Consider the following 23297-nt stretch of genomic DNA (forward strand, 5'->3'; position numbering starts at 1 on the left):
ATGGAGTGGTCCATCCAGGAAATCGCCAGAAAAGCCGGCACCACGAGCCGCACGCTCCGGCACTACGGGGACCTCGGTCTCCTCGTGCCGAGCCGGGTCGGGAGCAACGGCTACCGCTACTACGACCAGGACGCCCTCGTCCGGCTGCAGCGCATCCTGCTGCTGCGGGGGCTCGGGCTCTCGCTGGCCGCCATCAAGGACGTGCTGGACGGGCAGCGGGACACGGCGGTGGCGTTGCGGGCGCACCTGCGGTTGCTGGAGCAGGAGCAGGCGCGTATCGGGAGGCAGATCGCCTCGGTGCGGACCACTCTCCACAAGACGCAGGAGGGGATGGAACTCATGGCCGATGAGATGTTCGACGGCTTCGACCACACCGCCCACGAGCGGGAGGTGACCGAGCGCTGGGGACGCCAGGCGTACGAGGAGGGCGACCGGTGGTGGCGTTCGCTCGGGGAGGCGGAGAAGAAGGCCTTCCAGGACGAGCACGAAGCGATCGCGTGTGACTGGGGCCGGGCCAGGGAGGCCGGACTCGACGCCGGCAGTGACCAGGCGCAGGACATCGCCCGGCGGCACTGCGCGTGGCTGGCGTCTCCCAGGCAGACGCCCAGGCAGACGCCCGAGCAGACGCCCAGGGAGACGCCCGGGCAGACGCCCAGGGAGACGCTCAGGCAGACGCCCGGGCAGTCGTCCAAGAAGTCGTCCACGGCATCGTCCGGGGTGTCCTCCGATGCGCCGGGCTCGGCGCCCAGCCGTTCGTACGTGATCGGGCTCGGCGAGATGTATGTCGCTGATCCGCGCTACGGAAAGAACTACGATCGCTACGGGGACGGCACCGCCGCCTTCGTACGGGATGCACTGACGATCTACGCGGAACACCGGCTCTCCGACTGACCACGGGGACCGGCCACGGAGTGCGTGGGGTTCCTCGCCGCTTCCCCCTATTTGGCCGACGACGGGTCGCCGCACGGCGCGGCGCCGGGAAGCCTGGACGGGGCGCGGTACCGTCCGCAGCCGTGGCCGGACCGGGCAGGAGCGCACAGGTGGGGATGGCGGAGAAGAGGCGCGCACGCGTGATGGGGAGCCTCGGCGTTGCGGGGCGCGCCATGCCCGGCTCAACGGGGCGCGGGAAGCCGGTGGTGGCCCGGAACGCCGGTACCCGGCGGTTCGTCCGGTTGCTGCCGCTGCTGGTGATCGCCGGCGGGCTCGTTTTCGACGCCCTGGCGCCGCCCAACTTCACCGCCGTTCCCCTGTACGTGGCCGCGCCGCTGATCGCCGCGCCCTTCTTCTCGCTGGCCAGCACGGTCCGTACGGGCGTGGCCTCGGTCCTCTCCGTCATCGTGATGCGGCTCTTCGACGGGACGTCCACCCAGGTCGTCCCGGTCATCGAGATGATCACCGTGTTCACCGCCGCGGCCCTGGCCCTCGTCATCAACGGGGTCGTGCGCCGCAGCAACGAGCAGCTGGCCTCGGCGCGGGTCATCGCGGAGACGGCCATGCGGGCCGTGCTGCCGACGCCCGCGGAGCGGATCGGCGGGCTCCAGGTGGCCGCGCGGTACGAGGCGGCCCAGGCGGACGAGTTCGTCGGCGGGGACCTGTTCGCGGTGGCGGACACCCCGTACGGCGTGCGCCTGGTCGTCGGCGACGTACGCGGCAAGGGGCTGGACGCCGTGGAGGCGGTCGCGGTGATCATCGGGGCGTTCCGGGAGGCCGCCGAGCAGGAGCGGTCGCTGGAGGGGGTCGCGCAGCGGCTGGAGCGGGCGCTCGCGCGGGAGGGGACGCGGCGGTACGGGCTGGACGCCATGGAGGGGTTCATCACCGCCGTGCTGGCCGAGATCCCGCCCGGTTCGGCCTCGCTGCGGCTGGTCAACCGCGGCCACCCCGAGCCGATCCTGCTGCACGCGGACGGGTCCCTCGATGTCCTCGCGCCGTCCGTGCCCGCGCTGCCGCTGGGAATGGACCTGGGTGTGTGGCCCGACCGGGCCGACGAGTGGGAACTGCCCGCCGGTTCGACGCTGCTCGCCTTCACGGACGGTCTCTCCGAGGCCCGGGACGCGAGCGGGTCCTTCTACGACCCGGCGGCCCGGCTGCGTGGCCGGATCTTCCCCGGTCCCGAGGAGCTGCTCTCGGCGCTCACCGACGACGTACGGCTGCACACCGGCGGCCGTTCGACGGACGACCTGGCGCTGCTCGCGGTCAGCCGGCCCGCGGAGGGGCAGCCCCCGCGGCGGACGACGGTGAAGATCGTCGGCCGCGGCGATGACACCGTGCGTAACTGAGGAACACCGCTCCGCTTAACAGTTGACACACCATCAGAAAATGAGGTGTGGGCGATGGACCGCCAAGTCGCCCGATTCGGACCGCTTGTGGGGGATAGGTCCCTGTCGGAGGCGTTAATGATCAACAGGAACAGCTTGGAATCGGGCCCGTCTGTCTATTAACGTTCGATAACGCAGCGCGGTCGTCCCAGCCGTCGTCAGGACGGCGCCGTGCGCGAGCGCCGAATTCCGCAAGGGAACCGGGGAACCACCTACATGGGGTGAATCGGGAGCCTGCGTCTCGTGAGAGGCGGAGGGGCCCGTAGGAGACCTTCCTGCTCCGAACCCGTCAGCTAACCCGGTAGGCGAGAAGGAAGGAAAGGAGTGCGCCCACGTGGCGTCCAATCAGCCTGCTCCTGAGGCCCCGTCACCCTTCAGTGCCGACACGTTCGGTGGCCCGGAGCGGACGTGGGAGGAGTGGAATCCCACCGCGGAGTCCATCCGTCCCGTGCGCGGCAAGCACCGCGTGGCCAAGCAGCGGGGTCTCGCCCGTAGCTCCACCGTCCTCGGGGTCGGCGTCATAGCGGCCGTCGGTGCGGGTGGCATGGCCACCGCCCAGAGCAAGCCGCCGGTCTCCATCTCTCTTCCCGATTCCCTCGCGGACAATCTCCCCGACGCCAAGTCCCTCCCCGGCGTCGGCGCTTTCATGTCCGGGGACGCCGAGGCCGCACCGGTCACCGCAGCACCGCTCACCACCGCGGGCATCACGTACGCCGAGGCCGAGCAGGGCACCACCGACGCGGGCGAGGCCCTGCGCGCCCGCATCCTCCAGCAGGCCGAGCAGCAGCAGGCCAGCGCCGACGCCGAGGCCAAGGCAGCCGAGGAGAAGGCCGCGGCCGAGACTGCCGCCGCCGACGCGAAGAAGCAGCAGGACCAGGCGGAGGCCAAGGCCAAGGCCGAGGTCGCCGCCGAGAAGAAGGCGGCGAAGGAAGCGGCGGAGAAGAAGGCCGAGGAAAAGCGCCTCGCCGAGCTCCGCGCCAGTTACACGCTGCCCGCCTCCTCGTACACGATCACCTCGACCTACGGTCAGTCCGGCGCGATGTGGTCCTCCGGTCAGCACACCGGCCTGGACTTCGCCGGGGCGGCCGGTGCGCCGCTCAAGGCCGTGCACAGCGGCACGATCACGTCGGCCGGCTGGTCCGGCTCGTACGGCTACCGCACGGTCCTCCAGCTCGAGGACGGCACGGAGGTCTGGTACGCCCACCAGTCCTCGATCGACGTCTCGGTCGGCCAGAAGGTCAGCACCGGCGAGACCATCGGCCGCATGGGCGCGACCGGCAACGTGACCGGTGTCCACCTCCACCTGGAGGTCCACACGGCGGGCGGCTCGGCCCTGAACCCGATGGCATGGCTGAACAGCAAGGGTCTGTCCGTCTGAGGCCGCCGTAATCGGCAGCCCTCCGCGCCCCTCCGCGCCCCTCCGGCGCGCGGGCGCACCACCCACCCGCTCCGAAACCCCGGCAGCCCTGACGTTCACCCCCCGACGTCAGGGCTGCCGGTCCGTCCGGGGGCGGGTGGCGCAAGCGGGCCCGGTCCGTCCGGGGACGGTGGCGGGAGTCGGACCGGTCCGGCGGACCGGCCGCGGGGGCGCGGAATACGCGGCTCCGCAGCCGCCGTTGAACACACATGACTTCTCTGCGCACTCTCGGCAGCTCCGACCTCCAGGTCTTCCCTCTCTCCCTCGGCGGCAACGTCTTCGGCTGGACGGCCGACGAGGAGCAGTCCTTCGCCGTCCTCGACGCGTACGCGGCGGCCGGCGGCAACTTCGTCGACACCGCCGACGCCTACACCGCCTGGATCGAGGGCAACCAGGGCGGTGAGTCGGAGACCGTCATCGGCAAGTGGCTCGCCTCGCGCTCCAACCGCTCCGACATCGTCGTGGCCACCAAGGTCGGCGCCCACCCCGACTACAAGGGGCTCTCCGCCGCCACCATCAAGGGCGCGGCCGAGCAGTCGCTGCGCAGGCTCGGCACCGGCCACATCGATCTCTACTACACGCACTTCGACGACGAGACCGTGCCGGTCGAAGAGATCATCACCGCGCTCGACCAGCTGGTGAAGGACGGCAAGGTGCGCCACATCGCCGCCTCCAACATCAGCCCCGAGCGCCTCCAGGCCTCCCTGGACTTCTCCGAACGCGAGGGCCTCGCCCGGTACGTGGCGCTCCAGCCGCACTACAACCTGGTCTCCCGCGCCACCTACGAGGGCCCGCTCCAGGAGACAGCCGCCCGCGCCGGCCTCGCCGCCGTCCCGTACTTCGCGCTGGCCTCCGGCTTCCTGACCGGCAAGTACCGCCCGGGAGCGAACGTGGAGAGCGCCCGCTCCGCGAAGGCGGGCGAGCACCTGGAGTCGGAGCGGGGCCGGGCGGTGCTCGCCGCCCTCGACCAGGTCGCCACGGAACGGGGTGCCGAGATCGCCACGGTCGCCCTCGCCTGGCTCGCCGCCCGCCCGACGGTCGCGGCCCCGATCGCCTCGGCCCGCACGGTCGAGCAGCTTCCCGCGCTGCTCGCCGTGGCGGAGCTGGAGCTGACGGAGGACGAGCTGGCGGTACTCACGGAGGCGTCGGTCACGGAGGCGTCGGCCTGAGCCGGACCACCTGAACCACCTGAATCACCCTACGGGGGAGGCGGGGTGGGGTCGTGGGGGTGGTGTCCGCCCTGCCCGCCGTACCCGTACCCGTAGCCGTATCCGTGCCCGTATCCGTCGGGCCCGCTGTGCCGGCCGTACGGGGAGGGCTGCGGGGGCGGGGTGCCGTACCCGGTTCCGTGACCCTGCGCCTGCCCGTACCCGTACCACTGGCCCTGCCCGTACCCGTGTCCGTACGGCATCGGCGGGCGCGGACGCGGGCGCGGGCCGATGCCGGTCATGCGGGCCGCGTGGGTGAGGGCCGGGCCCGCGATGGTGCGGCGCTGCCAGAGGTGGTGGAGCAGCTCCCGTTCCCGCTCGGCGAAGTCCGGGCCCGCCGCGTCATGGCGGGCGAGGCGGCGCAGGCCGGCCAGGGAGGTGGCGAACGACTCGTACTCGGCGACCGCACGGGCCGCCGCCCGGCCCCGCGCCCGGTCCCGCTTCCCGTGCCAGTGGCGGGCCAGGTCGCGGGCGACACCCCGGGTCCGCATGGAGGCGAGCGCCAGGGGTTCGGCCGGGGTCAGCCAGCCGGCCGAGGCGTACGCGGGCAGTTCGGCGGCGAGCGTACGCAGCTCCCGCCGGCGCCACCAGACGGCCAGCCAGGTCATCAGCGCGAACGCCGGGACCATCACCGCCCCGTACACCGCGTAGAAGCCGTACGGGCCGAAGGCCGACGAGCCGTTCCACAGGGCGTGCAGGCCCATCGCGAGCAGCAGGCCGAGCAGCGGCAGGGCGAAGCGGCGGACTTGGTGGTGGCGGCCGCTGATGGCCGCGTAGCCGAAGCCGAGGCCGGTCAGCACCGTGAACAGCGGATGCGCGAACGGTGACATCACGATCCGTACGAAGAACGTCCCCGCCGTCACCGAGGCGAACCCGGAACTGCCCATCAGCTGGTCCTCGCCGAAGGCGTTGCCGAGATAGAGGATGTTCTCGGTGAAGGCGAAGCCCGTGGCGGTGAATCCGGCGACCACGATGCCGTCGACCACGCCCCGGAACTCCCGTCTCCGGAAGATGAAGATCAGCAGGACGGAGACGGCCTTGGCGCTCTCCTCCACGACCGGGGCGATCACCGTCGCCCCCAGCGTGTCGGCGCTCGACGGGTCGGCGGTGGCGGTCGCTATCCAGCGCACGGCGAAGGAGTTGGCGATGATCGCAACGAGCGCGGCGGCGCACGCGCCCCAGGCGAAGGAGAACAGCAGGTTCCGCCAGGGGCCCGGTTCGACCCGGTCGAGCCAGCGGAAGGCGGCCATCAGGAGCGGCACCGGCAGCACTGCCAGGCCGAGGCCGACGAGGAAGCCCTCCGGGCCCGTCTGTTCGCGGACGAGAGCGAGGATCACCAGCCCGCACAGCGCGAGCGCCACGGTCACGGCCCCGATGCGGAACACCTTGCTGCGCCACACCGTGCCGACGCGGCGCGGCCGGTAGTTCCACCGGCCGTGCTCCGGCACGGCGCCCAGCACCTCGTCGAGCCGCTGCTCGTGGAGGACCGGGACCGCCGGCTGCCGCTGCTGGTACTGCACGGAACCGTCGGACACCCCTCGACCCTAACGAGGTGCACGGACACCCGGCGACAGTGCATCCGGCCAGGACAGCCCGCGGTTCGGCCAGGACAGCCCGCGGTTCGGCCAGGACGCGGCCCTTCCGGGCGGCGCGTCAGATGCGGGCGAACAGCAGGTCGTGGACGACGTGGCCCTTGTCCAGGCCCTGGCCCTCGAAGCGGGTGAGCGGCCGGAAGGCCGGACGCGGCGCGTATCCACCGTCCGCTGCCGTGTTCTCGAAGCGGGGGTGGGCGGTCAGCACGTCCAGCATCTGTTCCGCGTACGGCTCCCAGTCCGTCGCGCAGTGGACGACCGCCCCGGGCTTCAGCACCGGGGCCACCAGGTCCAGGAACTCCGGCTGGATCAGCCGGCGCTTGTGGTGGCGCGCCTTGGGCCACGGGTCGGGGAAGTAGACCCGAAGGCCGTCGAGAGAGGCGGGCGCCAGCATCTCGCGGAGCAGGATCACCGCATCGCCGTTGGCCACCCGTACGTTGGTCGAGCCCGCCCGGTCCGCGAGGCCCAGCAGGTTGCCCTGGCCGGGGGTGTGGACGTCGACGGCGAGGATGCCGGTGCCCGGGTCGTCGGCCGCCATCCGCGCCGTGGCCTCGCCCATGCCGAACCCGATCTCCAGGACGACCGGCAGGCCGTCGAAGAGCTGGTCCAGGTCCAGGACGCGCTTGCCGTCGATGTCCAGGCCCCACTTCGGCCACAGCCGCTCCAGGGCGTCCTGCTGGCCGGTGGTGACCCGGCTGCGGCGCGGCTGGAAGCTGCGGATCCGGCGCTCGTGGTGCGAGCCGGCCGGGTCGGCGGCGGGGCCGCCGGGGAAGCGGGGCTCCTGGCGCAGCCGGCGCTGGCGCTCGAAGGAGGCGGCGCGCAACGCGGCTGCTTCGGCGGCCGTGACGTCGGCGGCCGTCGATCCGGTCGCGGAGCCGGTCACGGTGGCGGCCTCGGCTGCCGCTTGCGGGGCCGGCGCGGTGCTGGGGTTCAGGGGCTGCTCAGACACAATGCCCCGATTCTACGGCGGGCGGCTTCCACCCCGTCTCCTGAGCCCGGCGCAACGCCCGCCGCGCCACCTCCCGCCCGATCGGCAGCGACGCCGTCGCGGCGGGCGAGGGCGCGTTGAGCACATGCACGGTGTGCGGGGCCTCGCGGATCAGGAAGTCGTCGACCAGGGTGCCGTCCTTCAGCACCGCCTGCGCCCGGACCCCGGCGGGCGACGGGCGCAGGTCCTCCTCGGTGACCGCGGGCAGCAGCCGCTGGACGGCCCGGGTGAAGGCGGTCCTGGAGAGCGAGCGGCGCACCTCGCCCGCCCCGTACCGCCAGTGTCTGCGGGCGATGCGCCAGGTGCCCGGCCAGCTCAGCGTGGACAGCAGTTCGGCGGGGCGCACCACCGGCCAGGCGTACCCCTCGCGGGCCAGGGCGGGGACCGCGTTCGGCCCGACGTGGACGGAGCCGTCGGACCCCCGGGTCAGGTGGACGCCGAGGAAGGGGAAGGCCGGGTCCGGCACCGGGTAGACCAGGCCGCGCACCAGCTCGGGGCGGGCCAGCTCGTAGTACTCGCCCCGGAACGGCACGATCCGCACCCCCGGGTCGTCGCCCGCGAGCCGGGCCACCCGGTCGCAGTGCAGTCCCGCGCAGTTGACCAGGGTCCGGGCGCGGACGACCAGGCCGTCCGCCGTCCGCACCGCCACGCCCCAGGGGCGCCGGTCTATCGCGGTGACCTCCGCCCCGTACCGCACGACGCCGCCCGCGGCTGTGACCTCCGTGGCGAAGCGGGTGGCGACGGCGGTGAAGTCGCAGACGCCGGTCGTGCCGACCCGGATCGCCGCGAGGCCCCGGACCTCTGGCTCGTACTCCGCGATCTGCGCCGGGCCCAGCTCCCGCACGGGCAGTCCGTGCTCGCGGCCGCGCTGGACCAGGCTGTGCAGCCGGGGCAGCTCGGAGCGCTCGGTGGCGACGATCAGCTTGCCGGTGGTGGCGTGGGCGATGGAGTGCTCGGCGCAGAAGTCGGCCAGCTCGGCGGCGCCGCGCAGCGCGTACCGCGCCTTGAGCGAACCGGGGCGGTAGTAGATACCGCTGTGGATCACTCCGCTGTTGCGTCCGGTCTGGTGGCGCGCGGGGCCGTGCTCCTTCTCCAGGACCGTCACCCGGGTGCCCGGAGCGGACCGCGTGAGCGCGTACGCGGTCGACAGACCGACGATCCCGCCGCCGATCACCAGCACATCGCAGTCGTACGCCGCGTGCGTCATCATCACGCCACCTCCCACCCCGATAGTGCACTGACCCACTGACAACGGGCTCAAACCCGATCCGGGCAGGGCGTGGCGCACATTCGGGCGAAGTGGGTCCGCTCGCCGCCGGGCGGGCTTCCGGGCGGTCGGCTCGGATGCTGTCGGCTCGGACGGGTCGGTCGGAAACGGTCGGCTTGGATACTGTCGGCTCGGACGGGTAGGTCGGAAGCGGTCGGCTCGGATGCTGTCGGCTCGGACGGGTCGGTTCGGAAGCCATCGGCTCGGACGCGATCGGCTCGGACGGGTCGGTTCAGACCTGGGTCACCAGCAGCGGGCGGGCCCGCTCCCGCAGCTCGGCGACGCGGGGCTCGTCCCCGTACGGTTCCAGCCGGTGGAGCAGGTCGCGTACGTACTCCGTGGTGCGGGCCGAGGAGATCCGTCCGGCCACCTCGACCGCCCGGGTGCCCGCCGCGCAGGCCGCGTCCAGGTTCCCCGACTCCAGCTCGGCGACGGCGGAGACCACGAGCCGCAGTCCGTGGCTGCGGACGAACTCGTCGGTCGGCCGGGACAGCGCCTGCTCGGTGAAGCGCCGCACCTGGCGGGGTGCCTTGAGGTCGCGGTAGCACTCGGCGGCGTCCGCGGCGAACCGGTCGTAGCTGTAGAAGCCGAGCCAGGACGGGTCGGCGTCACCCGCCCGGGACCGCTCCAGCCAGCTCTCGGCGCCCTTGAGCGCGGCCCCCGCGGCCGGTGCGTCGCCGGCCTTCGCGTGGGCGCGGGCCTCCACCAGCCGGAAGAAGCTCATGGTGCGGGCGGTGGCGAGGCCCCGGTTGCGCTCCACGGCGGCCTGGGCGAGGTCGACGCCCTCGTCGGCGAAGCCGCGGTAGGTCGCCTGGAGGGACATGGAGGCGAGGACGTAGCCGCCGAGCGGTACGTCGGCGGCGGCGCGGGCCAGCCGCAGGGCCTGGATGTAGTAGCGCTGGGCGGCCTCCTGCTGGCCGGTGTCGAACGCCATCCAGCCCGCCAGCCGGGTCAGCTCCGCCGACGCGCCGAACAGGGCCCGGCCCACCTCGTCGGTGTACGAGCCGAGGAGCAGGGGTGCCGCGTCGACGCGTAAGCACTCCGGGACCATGGAGGAACGCCAGTCGCCGCCGCCGTACTTGGAGTCCCAGCGCCGGGCGTCCTGGGCCGCCTCGCGCAGCTTCATCACATCGCTGTGGCCCACCCGCAGCGGCGAGGCGTCCGCGACGGCCTCCGGGCCGGGCTGCACGGGTACGGAGCCGGTGCCGCCCGGCCCGCTGTGCGGTGTGTGCGGGATGTGTGCGCCTCGGCCGTCCGGCGCGCCCTGCGGTCCGCGCGGACCGGGTGCGCCGGGACGGCCGTCCTGGCCGCCGCCCCGCGCGCCGAGGATCGCCGCCTGTGCCGCCGTCGGGTCGCGGGCGACCGACGGATCGGCGGGGGTTATCAGCCAGCGGGACGCGGGGGTCGCATAGGCGCTCACCGCGAACGAACCGGCCAGCGACTGCCAGATCCCGCCGCCGCCCCTGCGCCCGGCCAGATCCAGCCGGTACAGCTCGGTCGCCGACCTGACCGCCTCGCCCACGTCCCGGGGGAAGGCGAGGCCGACCTCCGGCGCGGGGTCCGCGTCGGCGAGGCCGATCTCGTGCAGCGGGACCGGCCGGCCGAGCTTGGCCCCGATCGCCGCCGCGATCAGATGCGGCGCCGCGCCCTGCGGCACCATCCCCTTGGCGACCCACCGGGCCACCGAGGTCTTGTCGTAGCGAAGTGTCAGACCGCGCTGTGCTCCGAGGTCGTTGACCCGCCGGGCGAGCCCGGCGTTACTGATTCCCGCGAGGGCGAGAACCGTGCCGAGCTTCTCGTTCGGCCCGCGTTGCTCCCTGGACATGCGCCACCCCTCGACACACAGACAGCCGCCGCGTCACCGAGGACGGCGCGCGGCATTCGTACCGATGCCTCCCCAGGTTCGAACCCTCGTACTCCGCCTGCACACGCATGTGGCCGAGCCCCGAGGAATATGCCCCCTGTCGAGAACACCGGTAAACACAGCGTAGTTCTCCCCATCCCTACCGTTAAGGGGCGGACGTCCGTATGGCGGGATTGTTGTCCGTGCGGGCGGCCGGGTCCGCGCTTCCGGGGTGCGCGGGCCGGAGTGCGGCGTGCTCCCGGTGTGTGGCCGTGCGCCCGGCCGTGCGCTCTGGCCCGGCCCGTACGGGAGGGGCTTGGCTGGGTGGCGCGTGGGTCGGCCCGCTGCACTGGACTCAGTGGGCTGGGGGATACCGCCGCTCCATTCCCCGCGGGCGGCGGACCGGTCCGGGAGGTGAGGCCCACCTCCCGGACTGTGCGTGGCAGGGTCCGCCGCGGGGGCGCGGACGGGTGTGCGCGGGCGGCGGAGCCTCACGAGAATGGCTGAATAGCGACCGTCCGGTGACGGTCTGGCCCACAGTCCGTCTATGGCCGGATTTCGACCGTTCTTCCGGCGCGGTGGCTCCTGGTCCGTCTCCGTGTCCGGTGTGCCTCCGTACCGGGGACGTGAGGCCGGCGGCAACTCCTAACTCCCGGAACCGGCACTTCCGTTGTCGGTGATGCGGTGAAGGTGGCGGAGAAGGCCGTGTGCGGCCTTTGCCAGGGGCGCATGCTCTTCCGGCGTGCGCTGCCCGTACCCCCACTGATGCGGTCCTGTCGTGGCAGCATGTCCCGCAGCGGCGAAGCGTTCAGCACAGTGCGCCGCTTGTCCACAGCCTGTGGAGGCGGCGATGCGTTGGTTGGTGGGATGGAGCAGTATCGCCGCGAGCTTCGGCACCGTCGGTGCGGTGGGCAACGGCGGTGAGGGGCGCACGGTCCATCCCGTGGGCTCCCAACTCCTGTGGGGCGACCCCGATCCGCTCTGGGCGGTCGGCGACTGGCGCCCCGACGAGATCCGGATCATCGGCGTCGCCACGCCCGAAGGCGCCGCCACCGCCCGCCTCGCCGTCCTCGGCTGCTGCGGGGCCACCGACGAGCAGCTGCGCGTCGGGCTGCTCGCCGCGCGCGGCGGGGCGATGCGCCACCTCACCGCCTGGCCCGGCAGTTACACCGCCGTCGTCCAGATCGGCCGCCGCATCACCGTCGCCGGTGACCTGGCCGGCGCCCGGCCCGTCTTCCACACCCCGTGGGCCAACGGCACCGCCTACGCCACCGCAGCCCTCCCGCTGGCCGACCTCATCGAGGCCCAGCTCGACATCGGCCATCTCGCCGCCCTGCTCGCGTGCCCGGAGACGCCGGAGGCGCTCGGCGACGGCACGCCGTACGCCGGTGTGAAGCGGGTCCCGCCGGGCCACGCGCTCATCCTGCGGGAGGGCTCGCGGGAGATCACCGGGTACGAGGCCGTCGCCTCCCTCGCCGTCGCCGCGCCCCAGGTCGACCCGGTGCACGCGGTGGAGGGCGTACGCGACGCGCTCGTCGAGGCGGTACGCGCCCGGCTCACGGCACCCCGGCACGCCCCGGAGACCCTGCCGCAGGACCCGGGGCCCGTCCCCGGCATGGGGCCCGCCGACCGGCGCGCGGCACGGGGCGGCCCGGTGGCCGGCATCGGCGCCGACCTCTCCGGCGGCAGCGCCTCCGCCACCCTCGCCCTGCTCGCCGCCGGGCTGCCCGGCCTGCCCGGCACCCTCCTCGGCCACGGCTCCGGGGCGGGGGAGCGGCTGCTCGCCGTCACCTTCAACGACCTCACCACCCGGCGCCACGAGGACGAGCTGGAACGGGCCCGCGCCATCGCCGCCAACCCGCGCCTGCACCACGTGGTGGTCGCGGCGGGCGAAGAGGCCCTGCCCTACGCCTCGTTGGGGACGGGCGCGCTCACCGACGAACCCGGCCCATCGCTCGTCGTCGCCGAACGCCACCGCCGCCGCCTCGCCGCGGGCAGCGCCGACCACCTGGTGGGGCACGGCGCCCGGCAGGTCCTGGACGCCCACCCGGCCCGCCTCGCCGACCTCCTGATGGACCGGCGCAGACGCCACCTCCTGCGCCCCGTCGCCGCCCTCACCAAGGCCGAAGGCCCCTTGGCGCACTCGTTGTTCGTCCCGCTGACGCTCTACCGCGCCGCCCGCCGACTGGCCCGTACGTCGTACCGCACCGGCCTGGAGACCGCCGCCGGGCTCCTCCCGGACGCCAACCGGTACGCCCCCGACCTCGCCACCCCCGCCGACGCCTCACTGGCCGCCCTCGCCTGGTCGCGCCCGGGGCCGGCGGCCCGCTGGCTGACCGGAGAGGCGCTGGCGGAAGTATCGGTTCGCCTCCAGGAGGCGGCGATCCGGCCCACCTCCGTACAGCGCCCCGGCGAGGCCCGGGCCCGGGCCGCCCTCGCCCGCAGCGCCGCCGACCACCGCATCCTGGAGCAGGCCGCCGAGATCCGCAGCCAGCGCTTGCACGCCCCGTTCCTCGACAACCAGGTGGTCCGGGCGGCCCGCGCACTGCCCGAGTCGCTCCGGGTCCAGCCGGGCGCCCGGGCCGCGATCCTGCGCCGGGTACTCGGCGGGGCGGGCATCCACGACCTGCCGCCCGGCTGGGGCACCCCCTCCCAGGCCACCTCCACAGCCGTCACCCGCACCGGCCTGCGCACCGCGCTGCCCGACCTGATGGCCCTGTTCGACGCGCCGCTCCTCGCCGACGCGGGCCTGGTCGAGGCCCGCGTCGTCCGCAAAGCCCTGCGCGCCGCCTCCGAGGGCGAACCGCTCCCGCTGGACGGCCTGGCGGAGCTCGCCTCCACCGAGCTCTGGCTGCGCCGGCTGCTGTCCCGCCGGGGCACCTGCTGGACAGGCACGGCGGCGCCGCGCCAGCGCGCGGTGGCGGGCGGCGTGGTCCCCTCCCGGCGCACCCTCCAGCCCTGACGGGAAGCGGGCCCGCGCCTCATCGCTCGGGCCGGCGCCTCAGGCGCAGCTGATCCGTGACTCCGCCCAGTCGGCCAGGGCCGCACCGCCGAGCGGCCCCTCCGGCTCCACCACGAGCCGGATCGAGGACCGGCCGCCCAGGCCGACGCTGGCCGGGACGGCGGGATCGCCGCCCTTCAGGACGGGGGAGCGCCACAGCCGCGCCCCGTCCCCGTCGAAGACGGAGAAGCGGACCGCCCCGAGCCCGGCCGTCAGGTCGTCCACGCCGACCATCGCCTGATAGCGCGTGCAAGGGCGGTTCAGCTGGATGGTCACCGAGGACCGGGCGTGCACGGTCACCCCGTGCGCGTACCGCCGGTCGGCGATCGTCACGTTCGAACGCTGCCAGATCCAGCTGCTCCGCCCCAGCACCACCTCCGGCTCGGTGTGGTCGCCGAGCAAGGAGTACCCGAGTTCGTTGAACTGGTAGACGGCCGGGGCGGGCGGTGGCGGGGGCGGCTTCGGGCTCGGCGTGGGCTGCGGGGGCGTCGGCGGACCGGGCGCGGGCGGCGCGGACTCCGGCGGCTCGGGCGAGGGTGCGGGGTCGGTGCTCGGCGGCGGGGCCGGTGCCGGCCCGGGCGGCCCCGGCTCCTGCTCCTGCTCCGGTTCGGGCGACGTGGGCGGTACGGGGGCGGGCGCGGCCGGACCTTTCGGGCCGGGCTTCGGCGCGGGCGGCTCCGGCGACGGAACCGCGGGCGCCACCGCCGGGGGCTTCGCCACGGGCTTGGGCTCCGGCTTCGGCTGGTCGTCCCCGACGAGCGCCCACACCAGTCCGGCGGCGGCTGCCACGGCCACGGCGGCCGCGATCCCGGCCTTGGCGGGCGCGCCGAGCCCTTCCGAGGCCGCGGCACCCCCGGCCGAGCCAGCCGAGGACCCCCCGGCGGTGCCCGATCCGGTGGCCGCGGCGGCGGCTCCGGCCCCGGCGGCGCCCGCGGCACCGCCCGCCACGACGCCGGCGGCCTTGAGCGAGTACCCGACGGCGAACCAGCCGATGACCGCGATCGGCAGCAGCGCCGGGATCCCGGCGTTGACCTGCTCCAACTCGCCTGCGGCCAAACGGCACTTCGCGCACTCGTCGAGGTGCCTGCGCAGGCCGCGCTCCGCCCGCATCCGCAGCCCGCCCCGGGCGTAGGCGCCGAGCCGGTCGGCGTACTGCGCGCAGTCGCTCCCGGTGGTGAGCGCCTGGCTCACATGGGCCTGGAGATACGCCTGCTTGAGCCCCTCGCGGGCCCGACTGGCGAGCACGGCGGTGGCGTTGGCGGTCAGACCGAACAGCGGGGCGACCTCGCTGGGGGACTCCTCCTCCACCGTGGTGTGCCAGAGCACCGCCTGCCAGCGCTCCGGCAGGCTCCGGAACGCCTCCATGGCCATCGACCGGTCGGCCTCGTGCATCGCCAGCACATCGGCACCGAGGTCGAGGGTGTCGTCGTTGAGCTCCGACGTACGGGATGCCTGCGCGGCGAAGACCGCGAAGTCGTCGACCAGCTGCTCCCGCTTCGCGCTCCTCGTCCAGGCCGCGGCGACATGGCGTACGGCGGTCATCAGATAGGCCCGGACGGCCTCCTGCGGCCCCTTCCCGCCCCGTACGGCCTGGAGGGTACGTGCGAACACCTCGGCGGTCAGGTCATCGGCGGTGTGCCCGTCCCGGCAGCAGGAGCGGGCGTACCGGCGGACCGCGCCCGAGTGGCGCCGGAACAGCTCCTCGTAAGCGAGGTTGTCCCCGTCGCGCATGCCCTCGATCAACTGGGCGTCGGACAACCGGGTTTCGGAGGACCCGCCTCGGCCCTCACGCTGCGCGGGCACCGCGTACGCGCCGACCTTACCGGCGGCGTCGTCCTCGGCGAGGGCCGGCCACGGGCCGGGCAGTACGGTGCCACCCCCGGCCTCATCGTCCGCCGGACCCCGTCCCGCCTGGGCCGGCACCTGCCCGGACGGCATCCCATCGGCCTTCGTGTCCCCGTCGGCCTTCGTGTGCCTGTCGGCCTTCGTGTCCCCGGCCGCCGCAGCGATCTCGTCGAGCGGCTCTTCCTGCTGCTCGTTACCGCTCATCGCGGAAGCCCCCGTATACACCCTCGGACCCGAATATCGGCCAAGACTGCCACATGGCTCAATCGCGCTGGACCCTCACTGCTGGCAACCACTCATCCGGGGCGTCTTCTCGAATGTGAGTACTGGAGGACCCTCTTTCGGGGAATGAATCCCTGCTGTTTCGCCGACCGGCACCCGTTCACCTGTTCGCCGACGCAGTGCCGACGGGAGTGCCGACGGCCCGCTCGGCCGCCCGCATCACGAGCGGGCGGCCGGGCGGGCGAGCAGGCACCGCACGCCACGACGCCAAGCACCGGGCACCAGGCACCGCACGCCACGACGCCAGGCACCGCACGACGTCAGGCACCGGGCGTCGGGCACCGCACGACCTCAGGCGCCGCACGACGACGTCAGACGGCGGGCCGGGACCGCAGACCCTCCAGCAGGATGTCCAGCAACCGGGCCGAGGCGGCCGCCTGCTGGGCGGCGTCCGGCAGGGACGGAGCGGCCGTGGCGATGACCAGCAGCACGTCGGCCACCGTCACATCGCCGCGCAGCTCGCCCGACTCCCTCGCCCGGTCCACCAGCCGGCCCACGACCTCCAGCAACTCGGCCGCGCCCGCGTCCGCGGCGAGCCCGTCGAGCCCGTCCTCACCCCCGGTGCGCTGCCCGATGACGCGGAAGTCGGCCTGGACCACGCCCTGCCGCTGCTGCGGAACACGGGCCTCGTCGCCCGCGTCCCCCGGCACCGCGGCTCCCGGCTCCTCCGCGTCGACCCCGACCCTCAGCACCTGCGGCGGCAGCAGCCGGCCCGCGCCCGATGCCACCGAGGTCCGCAGGAAGCGGGAGAGCGCCGACCAGGGCTCCTCCTCCTGCCCCAGAGCCGTACGCGCCTGCTCGGTCAGCCGGGAGGTCTCCTCCTCGGCTATCCGCCGCACCAGCACGTCCTTGCTGGGGAAGCGCCGATAGACGGTGCCCACCCCGACCCGGGCGCGGCGTGCCACGTCCTCCATGGGAGCGCCGTACCCCAGCTCCCCGAACACCTCACGCGCCGCCCGCAGGACGTGCTCCAGATTGCGCTGCGCGTCGACGCGCAGCGGAGCCGAACGCGGAACGCCCGCGGTGGGCGACGACGCGTTCACGGTGGGTCCGGCCGAGGCCGGTCCCACCACGGCCGCTCCGATCGCCGCCGCGCTCACCGCCGCCGCGGAACGCACCGCGTCGGCCGAGCTCATGACGCCGAGCGCTCCCACGGAGCCCAGGCGTCCGTGGTCCTTGGACGTGTGCGAGCGCGTGGACTGCCCATGCGAATCCTGAATATGCATAACTTCCCCCGGTTATGACGTCTCCCCCCGGAGACTTCCCCGCCTTGTCGGTCGGGGAGCGAGCACAACGAAATCCGCACCCGACTCCCGACGGGTTACGAACATAGTTGAGCCCGCGTCAATTCAGAAGGGGGTAGTTCCGCATGGCGAGCCCCCCGGTCGGAGCAGGAGCACGCCGATCCCCTGCCCACCACCGCCCACTTGCCCCACACATGGCGCCTGACCTGCGCGCCTTCCGTACGGTCCGCCGGACCGGAGGGCACCGGCCCGCCGGGCCCTCCGGTCACACAATTTGCCGGGCCTGTGGACAAACCGCCGACTCCGTTGCGTCATGGGGTGGTGATGGCTCCAGATTCCCGGGGGACGACCCCCGGCACCCGGCCAGGTGTGCGCATTCTCGTCGTCGGCGGCGGCTACGTCGGGATGTACACGGCGCTGCGTCTCCAACGGCAGTTGAAGCAGAGACTCAAGAGCGGGGACGCCGAGATCGTGGTCGTCACCCCCGAGCCGTACATGACGTACCAGCCCTTCCTCCCCGAGGCGGCCGCCGGCTCGATCTCGCCCCGCCACGTGGTCGTGCCGCTGCGCCGCGTCCTGAACCACTGCACGATCGTCATCGGTGAGGCCGAACGCGTCGACCACGCCAAGCGGACCGCGACCGTCACCACCCTGGCCACGGCGGAGGACGGCACCGGTGCCCTGGAGATCGGGTACGACGAGATCGTCATCGCCCCCGGATCCGTCTCGCGCACCCTCCCCGTCCCCGGCCTCGCCGATTTCGGCATCGGGTTCAAGACCGTCGAGGAGGCCATCGGGCTGCGCAACCACGTCATCGAGCAGATGGACATCGCGTCCGCCACCCGCGACCCCGCGATCCGTGACGCCGCACTCACCTTCGTCTTCGTCGGCGGCGGCTACGCGGGCGTGGAAGCGCTCGCCGAGCTGGAGGACATGGCCCGCTACACCGCGCGGTACTACCACAACATCAAGGCCTCGGACCTGAGATGGATCCTGGTCGAAGCCTCCGAACGCATCCTCCCCGAGGTCGGCGAGGCCATGGGCAGGTACGCCGTCGGAGAGCTGCGCGGCCGCGGTATCGACGTACGCCTCGAAACCCGCCTGGACACCTGCGAGGACCGCGTCGCCGTCCTGAGCGACGGCTCCCGGTTCCCCACCCGCACGCTCGTGTGGACCGCGGGCGTCAAACCGGCGCCGCTCCTGGCCGCCACCGACCTGCCCCTCACCGAACGCGGCAGGCTCCGCTGTACCGCCACCCTCGGCGTCGAGGGAATGCCGCACGCCTGGGCCGCAGGCGACGCAGCCGCCGTCCCCGACCTCAGCGCCGCCGAACCGGGCCGGGAGACCGCCCCCAACGCCCAGCACGCCGTCCGCCAGGCCAAGGTCCTCGCCGACAACGTGCTCGCCGCGGTCGAAGGGCGCCCGCTCACGGAGTACCGGCACAAGAACGCGGGATCCGTCGCCTCCCTGGGCCTGCACAAAGGCGTCGCCCACGTCTACGGTCGCAGGCTCAAGGGCTACCCCGCCTGGCTGATGCACCGTATGTACCACCTCAGCCGGGTGCCGACGTTCAACCGGAAGGCGCGCGTCCTTGCCGAATGGACCCTGGCCGGACTCTTCAAACGGGAGATCGTCTCCCTCGGCTCGCTCGAACACCCACGAGCCGAGTTCGAACTGGCGGCCGGTGGTGGCTCGGTCGCTCCGCAGCGCCCCGGCACCCTGCCGCGTCCCGACACCGACGAGAGGCCCGAGGACCCGCCGGGCGGCCTGCCGCCCCGGACCTCCCGCTGACCACGGCCTGACCGCCGCCGTACGCCGTTCGGACCCCGTCCGGACGGCCACCGGACGGCAACTGTCAGTACGGTCGGTCACACTGGACGTGTGACCATAGGTGGGCCCACACCTGCACAGAGTGACCCGGCCGGCAGTGACCAACAGTGACCAGCAGCGACGCACCGAACCGACACACGAGGCCAGAAATACCGTGAACTTCACGCGTTGGAGCGCCCGCCTTCCCGGAACGCAGCGCCGAGCCGCCGCGCGGGACGACCGTAGTCCCGTGCCCGCCGCCCGAGCCGAGTACGCCCAGGCGCAGGCCGCTGCCACCCTGCCGGACGGCGCGCCTCCGGCACCACCCGACACCGCTTCCGCGCCGACCGCCCCCCAGCCTGCCCTGGACGACCTCTCGGCCCGGGAGATCCTCGGCCGGCTCCCCGCCGCCATCGCCCTGCTGCACGGTCCGGACCACCGCGTCGCCTACGTCAACGAGGCGTACGAGACCGCGTTCGGCCCCCGCCCGGCCGGCGCGCCCGCCGCCGAGGCCCTGCCCGAGCTCGCCGAGCTGAGCGTGCTGCCCCTGCTGGACCAGGTCCTGCGCAGCGGCACCGCCCGTACGGTCAAGTCCCGCAGGACCGCCGAGGGCGGCTCGTACACCGTGACCTGCACCCCGGTCGCCGCCTGGGGCAGCGTGGGGGCCACGGGTGACGGGAAGGAGAACGAGGAGAACAGGGGGGAGGGCGGCGTCCTCGTCCACGCGGCCGACGTCACCGACCACGCGGAAGCCGCCGAGCGCCTGCGCACCAGCGAGCGCCGCCACCGCGAGACGGCCGTCACCCTCCAGCGCTCCCTGCTGCCGCAGGAGCTGGAGCAGCCCGACGACCTCCGTATCGCCGCCACCTACCAGCCCGGCGGCACCGACGCGGCCGTCGGCGGCGACTGGTACGACGTCATCACTCTCGGCGCCGGCCGCACCGCCCTGGTGATCGGTGACGTGATGGGCCGCGGCGTCCGCGCCGCCGCCGTGATGGGCCAGCTGCGCACCGCGGTCCGCGCCTACGCCCGCCTCGACCTCCCGCCGCACGAGGTGATCCAGCTGCTGGACGGCCTCGCCTCCGAGATCGACGCCAGCCAGATCGCCACCTGCGTCTACGCGGTCCACGACCCCGACGAGGGACGGCTCGTCTACGCCTCCGCCGGCCACCTCCCGATCCTCGTCCGCGACGAGGACGGCACGGTCCGGCGGGCCGCCGACCCCACGGGGCCCCCGCTCGGCACCGGTGGCTGGATCCACACCTCGGGCACGATCGGGCTGCCGCCCGGCTCCACCGCGGTCCTCTACACCGACGGACTGGTCGAGCGCCGTAGCGAGGACATCGACGAGGGCGTCGCTTCCCTCGCCCGCGCCCTCTCCGGCGCCAAGGGCTCCCCGCAGGTGGTCTGCGACCGGCTGATCCGCTCCCTGGGGGTGACCGCCGAACACGACGACGACGTGGCGGTCCTGGTGGTCCAGCACCCCGCCCGCACGGGACCGAACGCGGAGCTGTTCCACAACGCCGCGCTCGACCTCCTCGGCGGCATCGAGGCCACCCCGCGCGCCCGCGCCTTCGCCACCGGAGTCCTCACCTCCTGGCGCTTCCCGGTCGAGCTCCGCGACCTCGGCGTCCTCGCCGCCAGCGAGCTGGTCGCCAACTCGCTCCAGCACGGCACCCCGCCGATGCGCCTGGGCCTGCGCCGCACCGACCGGCGGCTGATCATCGAGGTGACCGACGGCGACGACCACCTGCCGCGCCGCCGCCAAGCCGAACCGGCGGACGAGGCGGGACGCGGCATCGAGATCATCGCGTCGGTCGCCACCTCATGGGGCAGCCGCCGCACCCCCGGCGGCGGCAAGGCGGTCTGGTGCGAGTTCGCCCTGCCCCGCTGACACAGGACTGGGCGCTGCCACCCGGGGCCCCGGCCTCGCCGCAGGGGACGGGGCTCTCCGACCCGGGGGGCCGGCTCAGCGACCCGCGGTGGCGGACGCGGCCGCGGGCGCGGTGACCGTCACGGCCCGGTCGGCCGCATCCGCACCGCTCTGCTCGCCCTCGGGCAGCGACACCGCCACCACCCGCGAAGGCACGTGTCCCGGCGAAGGCTGGTCCTGTACGGGGGTGAGCCGGCGCCCCAGCCGTAGCGCGAGCACCGTGATGCCCAGCGAGAACAGTACGAACGTCACGATGTACGGGCCGTGCAGTGCCGCCCCCATCGGCCCGCCGACGGCGGGACCGACCGCGAGCGCGAGCTGCTTGCACAGCGCGAAGGCCGAGTTGTACTGCCCGACCATCGACTCCGGCGCCAGATCGGCGACCAGCGGGGCCACGGTCGGCGACAGCATCGCCTCACCCAGCCCGAACAGCGCGTACGTCGAGATGAACGCGGCCGTCGCCATGGTCTGGCTGCCGTGCCCGAGCCCCGCGTACCCCGCCACGATCCACGCGAAGGCCCAGATGAGGCCGACGGCGGCGATGACCCGGCTGCGCCGCCGACGCTCCACGAGCCGCAGCACGACGAACTGCGCGACGACGATGACCGCGGTGTTGGCGGCCAGCGCGAAGCCGAGTGCCGACGGCTGGATCCCGGCAGCCTCGGTGCCGTACGCGGCGAGGCCGGACTCGAACTGCCCGTAACAGGCGAAGAAGAGCACGAAGCCCAGCACACACAGCTGGACCATGGCCCGGTGCGAGAGCAGCGCCCGCATCCCGCCGCCCTCAGCGGCGGAGCCGTCCTTCGGCCGGGCGTCACCGAGCGAAGCGGTACGGGGCATCCGCACGCTCACCGCGACGACACCGAGGACCACGAACATCACGGCCTCGATCAGGAACAGCAGGGTGAAGCTGGCCGGACGGCTCACGTCCACGAGCTGCCCGCCGACCAGTCCGCCGAGCCCGAGGCCCAGGTTCTGCAGGAAGAACTGCATGGCGAAGGCGCGCGTCCGGGAGGCGGTGCCGGAACACCAGACGAGCATCGTGGCCAGGGCGGGCTGCATGACGGCGGTGCCCGCACCGAGGACCGCGGCTGACAGCACGGCGGCCGGCACGCTGCTCGCGTACCCCAGGGCCGCGGCGCCCACGGCGGCGAGGCCGGAAGCCACCACCAGCACGGGCAGCGGACCCCGCCGGTCGATGGCCCGCCCGGTGAACGGCAGAACGGCCAGCGCCGCCATGGCGAAGACCGCCAGCACGACTCCCGCCGTACCGGCGCCAAGATCCCGCACCTGCGCCACGTAGACGTACAGATACGGAACGGTGAACCCGAGCCCGAACGCGCTCAGCGCGCTGCCCAACTGGATCCGCCGCAGCGCTGCGCCCATCTCCCTGGTCACACTCACCTACCCCGAGGTCTAGGGACTCAGAGGTCCCGAACGAATCAGACTCGAAGACTTTAACACTAAAGTTAGAAGGTGAAAACTACAGACTGAAGGACTTCAAGGGTGGTGAAGGCGTGCCATACTGCCCGCCATGTCCGAGAGCCCCGAGGAGCCCGGCCCCCACGAGCCGAGCCTCGACGAACAGATCGCCGCCTACCAGCGCGAGTTCGGCGACCTCGACCCCCAGGTCGAACAGGTCGTCTCCGCACTGGGCCGGCTGAACCGCCGGATGAACGTCGCGTACGGAAGACAGGTCGCCGCCCTCGGCATCAGCAACGCGGAGTGGGAGGTCCTCAAGACCCTCGTCCTCTCGGGCGCCCCCTACCGCCTCGGCCCGGGCGAACTGGCGAAGCGCCTCGGCCTCACCCCGGCCGCCATGACCCACCGCATCGACCGGATGGCCGGCGAGGGCCTGGTCACCCGGGACCGCGACGAGAACAACCGGGTCCGCGTCATCGTCGAGCTGACCGACGACGGCCGTACGAAGTGGCTGGAGGCCATGCGGATGGCCTCCGACTTCGAGGAGGACCTCCTCCAGGACCTGTCCAGCGACGAGCGCGGCGTCCTGGGCGAGCTGCTGGTCCGCCTGCTGCGCCGGGTGGAGCACGCCCAGCCGGACGCCGGTGGCCGCCTCACCGATCTGGACTGAGGCCCCTGGCGGCGGGGCTGGGGCGGGGTTGACACGGACCCGCCCGATCCGTAAGGTTCTTCGAGTTGTCACGGGGCCGGAACGGTTCTGCGACAGCCAATCCCGCCGCACTGCGCGGCAATCAAACTTCAGCATGATCTCCCACCCGGGATAATTTCGGCATGCCGGAATTCATTTCGAAGGCCCGATTATGAGCCGCCGGGAGAATCCGCTAGAGTTTGAGCGTCGGAACGGCCGAACAGCCGGGAAGACAAGCCCCGCTGACTGGGGGTCAGGCCCGAAAGGATCTGATAGAGTCGGACTCGCCGGAAAGGGAAAACGCGAAAGCGAAGAACCCGGAAAGCGAAAAACAGCAGGACCGCTTGACCCGCTTCGACCGGGAATCGGACAGGAAAGAGTCTGATAGAGTCGGAAACGCAAGAACGAAGGGAAGCGCCCGGAGGGCCCCGGTGAAACGGGAC

Annotated in this window: 15 protein-coding genes and 1 riboswitch; of the genes, 8 read left to right on the forward strand and 7 right to left on the reverse strand. The window is 73.3% G+C overall.

Features of this window, described 5'->3' with window-relative positions:
• The 4 genes from ACIQAK_RS12890 to ACIQAK_RS12905 all read left to right on the forward strand — a co-directional run bounded on the left by ACIQAK_RS12890 (position 1) and on the right by ACIQAK_RS12905 (position 4901).
• Complete coding sequence (locus ACIQAK_RS12890; RefSeq protein WP_366392249.1) at positions 1-891, forward strand: MerR family transcriptional regulator; 891 nt, start codon at positions 1-3, stop codon at positions 889-891.
• Positions 892-1103: 212 nt separating this feature from the next.
• Positions 1104-2276 (forward strand): PP2C family protein-serine/threonine phosphatase, encoded by a 1173-nt coding sequence (locus tag ACIQAK_RS12895; protein ID WP_366392250.1) that lies wholly within the window; start codon positions 1104-1106, stop codon positions 2274-2276.
• Positions 2277-2485: 209 nt separating this feature from the next.
• A riboswitch (cyclic di-AMP (ydaO/yuaA leader) is annotated at positions 2486-2638 on the forward strand.
• An 11-nt stretch (positions 2639-2649) separates the two neighbouring features.
• Complete coding sequence (locus ACIQAK_RS12900; protein ID WP_366392251.1) at positions 2650-3693, forward strand: M23 family metallopeptidase; 1044 nt, start codon at positions 2650-2652, stop codon at positions 3691-3693.
• 248 nt (positions 3694-3941) lie between these two features.
• Complete coding sequence (locus tag ACIQAK_RS12905) at positions 3942-4901, forward strand: aldo/keto reductase (protein WP_366392252.1); 960 nt, start codon at positions 3942-3944, stop codon at positions 4899-4901.
• A 29-nt stretch (positions 4902-4930) separates the two neighbouring features.
• On the opposite strand, the gene ACIQAK_RS12910 is transcribed toward ACIQAK_RS12905, so the two are convergent.
• From ACIQAK_RS12910 to ACIQAK_RS12925, 4 genes are all read right to left on the reverse strand, one after another.
• On the reverse strand, positions 4931-6475 hold the full coding sequence (locus tag ACIQAK_RS12910; RefSeq protein ID WP_366392253.1) for a PrsW family intramembrane metalloprotease: 1545 nt from the start codon (positions 6473-6475) through the stop codon (positions 4931-4933).
• A gap of 118 nt (positions 6476-6593) precedes the next feature.
• A complete protein-coding gene (gene trmB / locus ACIQAK_RS12915; RefSeq protein ID WP_366392254.1) occupies positions 6594-7481 on the reverse strand; it encodes a tRNA (guanosine(46)-N7)-methyltransferase TrmB in 888 nt (295 codons plus the stop codon).
• The gene (lhgO, locus tag ACIQAK_RS12920; RefSeq protein ID WP_366392255.1) at positions 7474-8730 is read right to left on the reverse strand and encodes an L-2-hydroxyglutarate oxidase; all 1257 of its coding nucleotides are present in this window, start codon (positions 8728-8730) and stop codon (positions 7474-7476) included. Before lhgO ends, trmB begins: the two co-directional genes overlap by 8 nt.
• A gap of 289 nt (positions 8731-9019) precedes the next feature.
• Positions 9020-10612, reverse strand: coding sequence for a sporulation protein (locus ACIQAK_RS12925; RefSeq protein ID WP_366392256.1), 1593 nt, complete (start codon positions 10610-10612; stop codon positions 9020-9022).
• An 868-nt stretch (positions 10613-11480) separates the two neighbouring features.
• Between ACIQAK_RS12925 and ACIQAK_RS12930 the strand changes: the two genes are divergently transcribed.
• Positions 11481-13592, forward strand: a complete 2112-nt coding sequence (locus tag ACIQAK_RS12930; RefSeq protein ID WP_366392257.1) for an asparagine synthase-related protein — start codon at positions 11481-11483, stop codon at positions 13590-13592.
• A gap of 39 nt (positions 13593-13631) precedes the next feature.
• Here the strand turns inward: ACIQAK_RS12930 and ACIQAK_RS12935 are convergent, their stop codons facing one another.
• On the reverse strand, positions 13632-15680 hold the full coding sequence (locus tag ACIQAK_RS12935) for a sigma-70 family RNA polymerase sigma factor (RefSeq protein WP_366392258.1): 2049 nt from the start codon (positions 15678-15680) through the stop codon (positions 13632-13634).
• A gap of 389 nt (positions 15681-16069) precedes the next feature.
• A complete protein-coding gene (locus tag ACIQAK_RS12940) occupies positions 16070-16984 on the reverse strand; it encodes a TetR/AcrR family transcriptional regulator (RefSeq protein WP_401847985.1) in 915 nt (304 codons plus the stop codon).
• Positions 16985-17326: 342 nt separating this feature from the next.
• Between ACIQAK_RS12940 and ACIQAK_RS12945 the strand changes: the two genes are divergently transcribed.
• Both ACIQAK_RS12945 and ACIQAK_RS12950 read left to right on the forward strand, forming a co-directional pair.
• The gene (locus ACIQAK_RS12945) at positions 17327-18793 is read left to right on the forward strand and encodes an NAD(P)/FAD-dependent oxidoreductase (protein ID WP_366392260.1); all 1467 of its coding nucleotides are present in this window, start codon (positions 17327-17329) and stop codon (positions 18791-18793) included.
• 193 nt (positions 18794-18986) lie between these two features.
• Complete coding sequence (locus ACIQAK_RS12950; protein WP_366392261.1) at positions 18987-20705, forward strand: SpoIIE family protein phosphatase; 1719 nt, start codon at positions 18987-18989, stop codon at positions 20703-20705.
• 75 nt (positions 20706-20780) lie between these two features.
• Here ACIQAK_RS12950 and ACIQAK_RS12955 read toward each other — a convergent pair whose 3' ends face one another.
• Complete coding sequence (locus tag ACIQAK_RS12955) at positions 20781-22130, reverse strand: MFS transporter (protein ID WP_366392265.1); 1350 nt, start codon at positions 22128-22130, stop codon at positions 20781-20783.
• A 148-nt stretch (positions 22131-22278) separates the two neighbouring features.
• Here ACIQAK_RS12955 and ACIQAK_RS12960 point away from each other — a divergent pair, with 148 nt between their 5' ends.
• A complete protein-coding gene (locus ACIQAK_RS12960; RefSeq protein WP_366392262.1) occupies positions 22279-22836 on the forward strand; it encodes a MarR family transcriptional regulator in 558 nt (185 codons plus the stop codon).
• The last annotated feature ends 461 nt before the right edge of the window (positions 22837-23297 follow it).

This window comes from Streptomyces sp. NPDC088706 (genome assembly GCF_044752765.1).
Classification (GTDB): Bacteria; Actinomycetota; Actinomycetes; order Streptomycetales; family Streptomycetaceae; genus Streptomyces.

What these genes read in the sequence shown, in the direction of transcription:
- ACIQAK_RS12890 (WP_366392249.1), top strand. Translation starts at nt 1, where the DNA reads ATGGAGTGGTCCATCCAGGAAATCGCCAGAAAAGCCGGCACCACGAGC.
- ACIQAK_RS12895 (WP_366392250.1), top strand. Translation starts at nt 1,104, where the DNA reads ATGCCCGGCTCAACGGGGCGCGGGAAGCCGGTGGTGGCCCGGAACGCC.
- ACIQAK_RS12905 (WP_366392252.1), top strand. Translation starts at nt 3,942, where the DNA reads ATGACTTCTCTGCGCACTCTCGGCAGCTCCGACCTCCAGGTCTTCCCT.
- lhgO (WP_366392255.1), bottom strand. Translation starts at nt 8,730, where the DNA reads ATGATGACGCACGCGGCGTACGACTGCGATGTGCTGGTGATCGGCGGC.
- ACIQAK_RS12925 (WP_366392256.1), bottom strand. Translation starts at nt 10,612, where the DNA reads ATGTCCAGGGAGCAACGCGGGCCGAACGAGAAGCTCGGCACGGTTCTC.
- ACIQAK_RS12930 (WP_366392257.1), top strand. Translation starts at nt 11,481, where the DNA reads ATGCGTTGGTTGGTGGGATGGAGCAGTATCGCCGCGAGCTTCGGCACC.
- ACIQAK_RS12935 (WP_366392258.1), bottom strand. Translation starts at nt 15,680, where the DNA reads ATGAGCGGTAACGAGCAGCAGGAAGAGCCGCTCGACGAGATCGCTGCG.
- ACIQAK_RS12940 (WP_401847985.1), bottom strand. Translation starts at nt 16,984, where the DNA reads ATGCATATTCAGGATTCGCATGGGCAGTCCACGCGCTCGCACACGTCC.
- ACIQAK_RS12945 (WP_366392260.1), top strand. Translation starts at nt 17,327, where the DNA reads ATGGCTCCAGATTCCCGGGGGACGACCCCCGGCACCCGGCCAGGTGTG.
- ACIQAK_RS12955 (WP_366392265.1), bottom strand. Translation starts at nt 22,130, where the DNA reads ATGGGCGCAGCGCTGCGGCGGATCCAGTTGGGCAGCGCGCTGAGCGCG.
- ACIQAK_RS12960 (WP_366392262.1), top strand. Translation starts at nt 22,279, where the DNA reads ATGTCCGAGAGCCCCGAGGAGCCCGGCCCCCACGAGCCGAGCCTCGAC.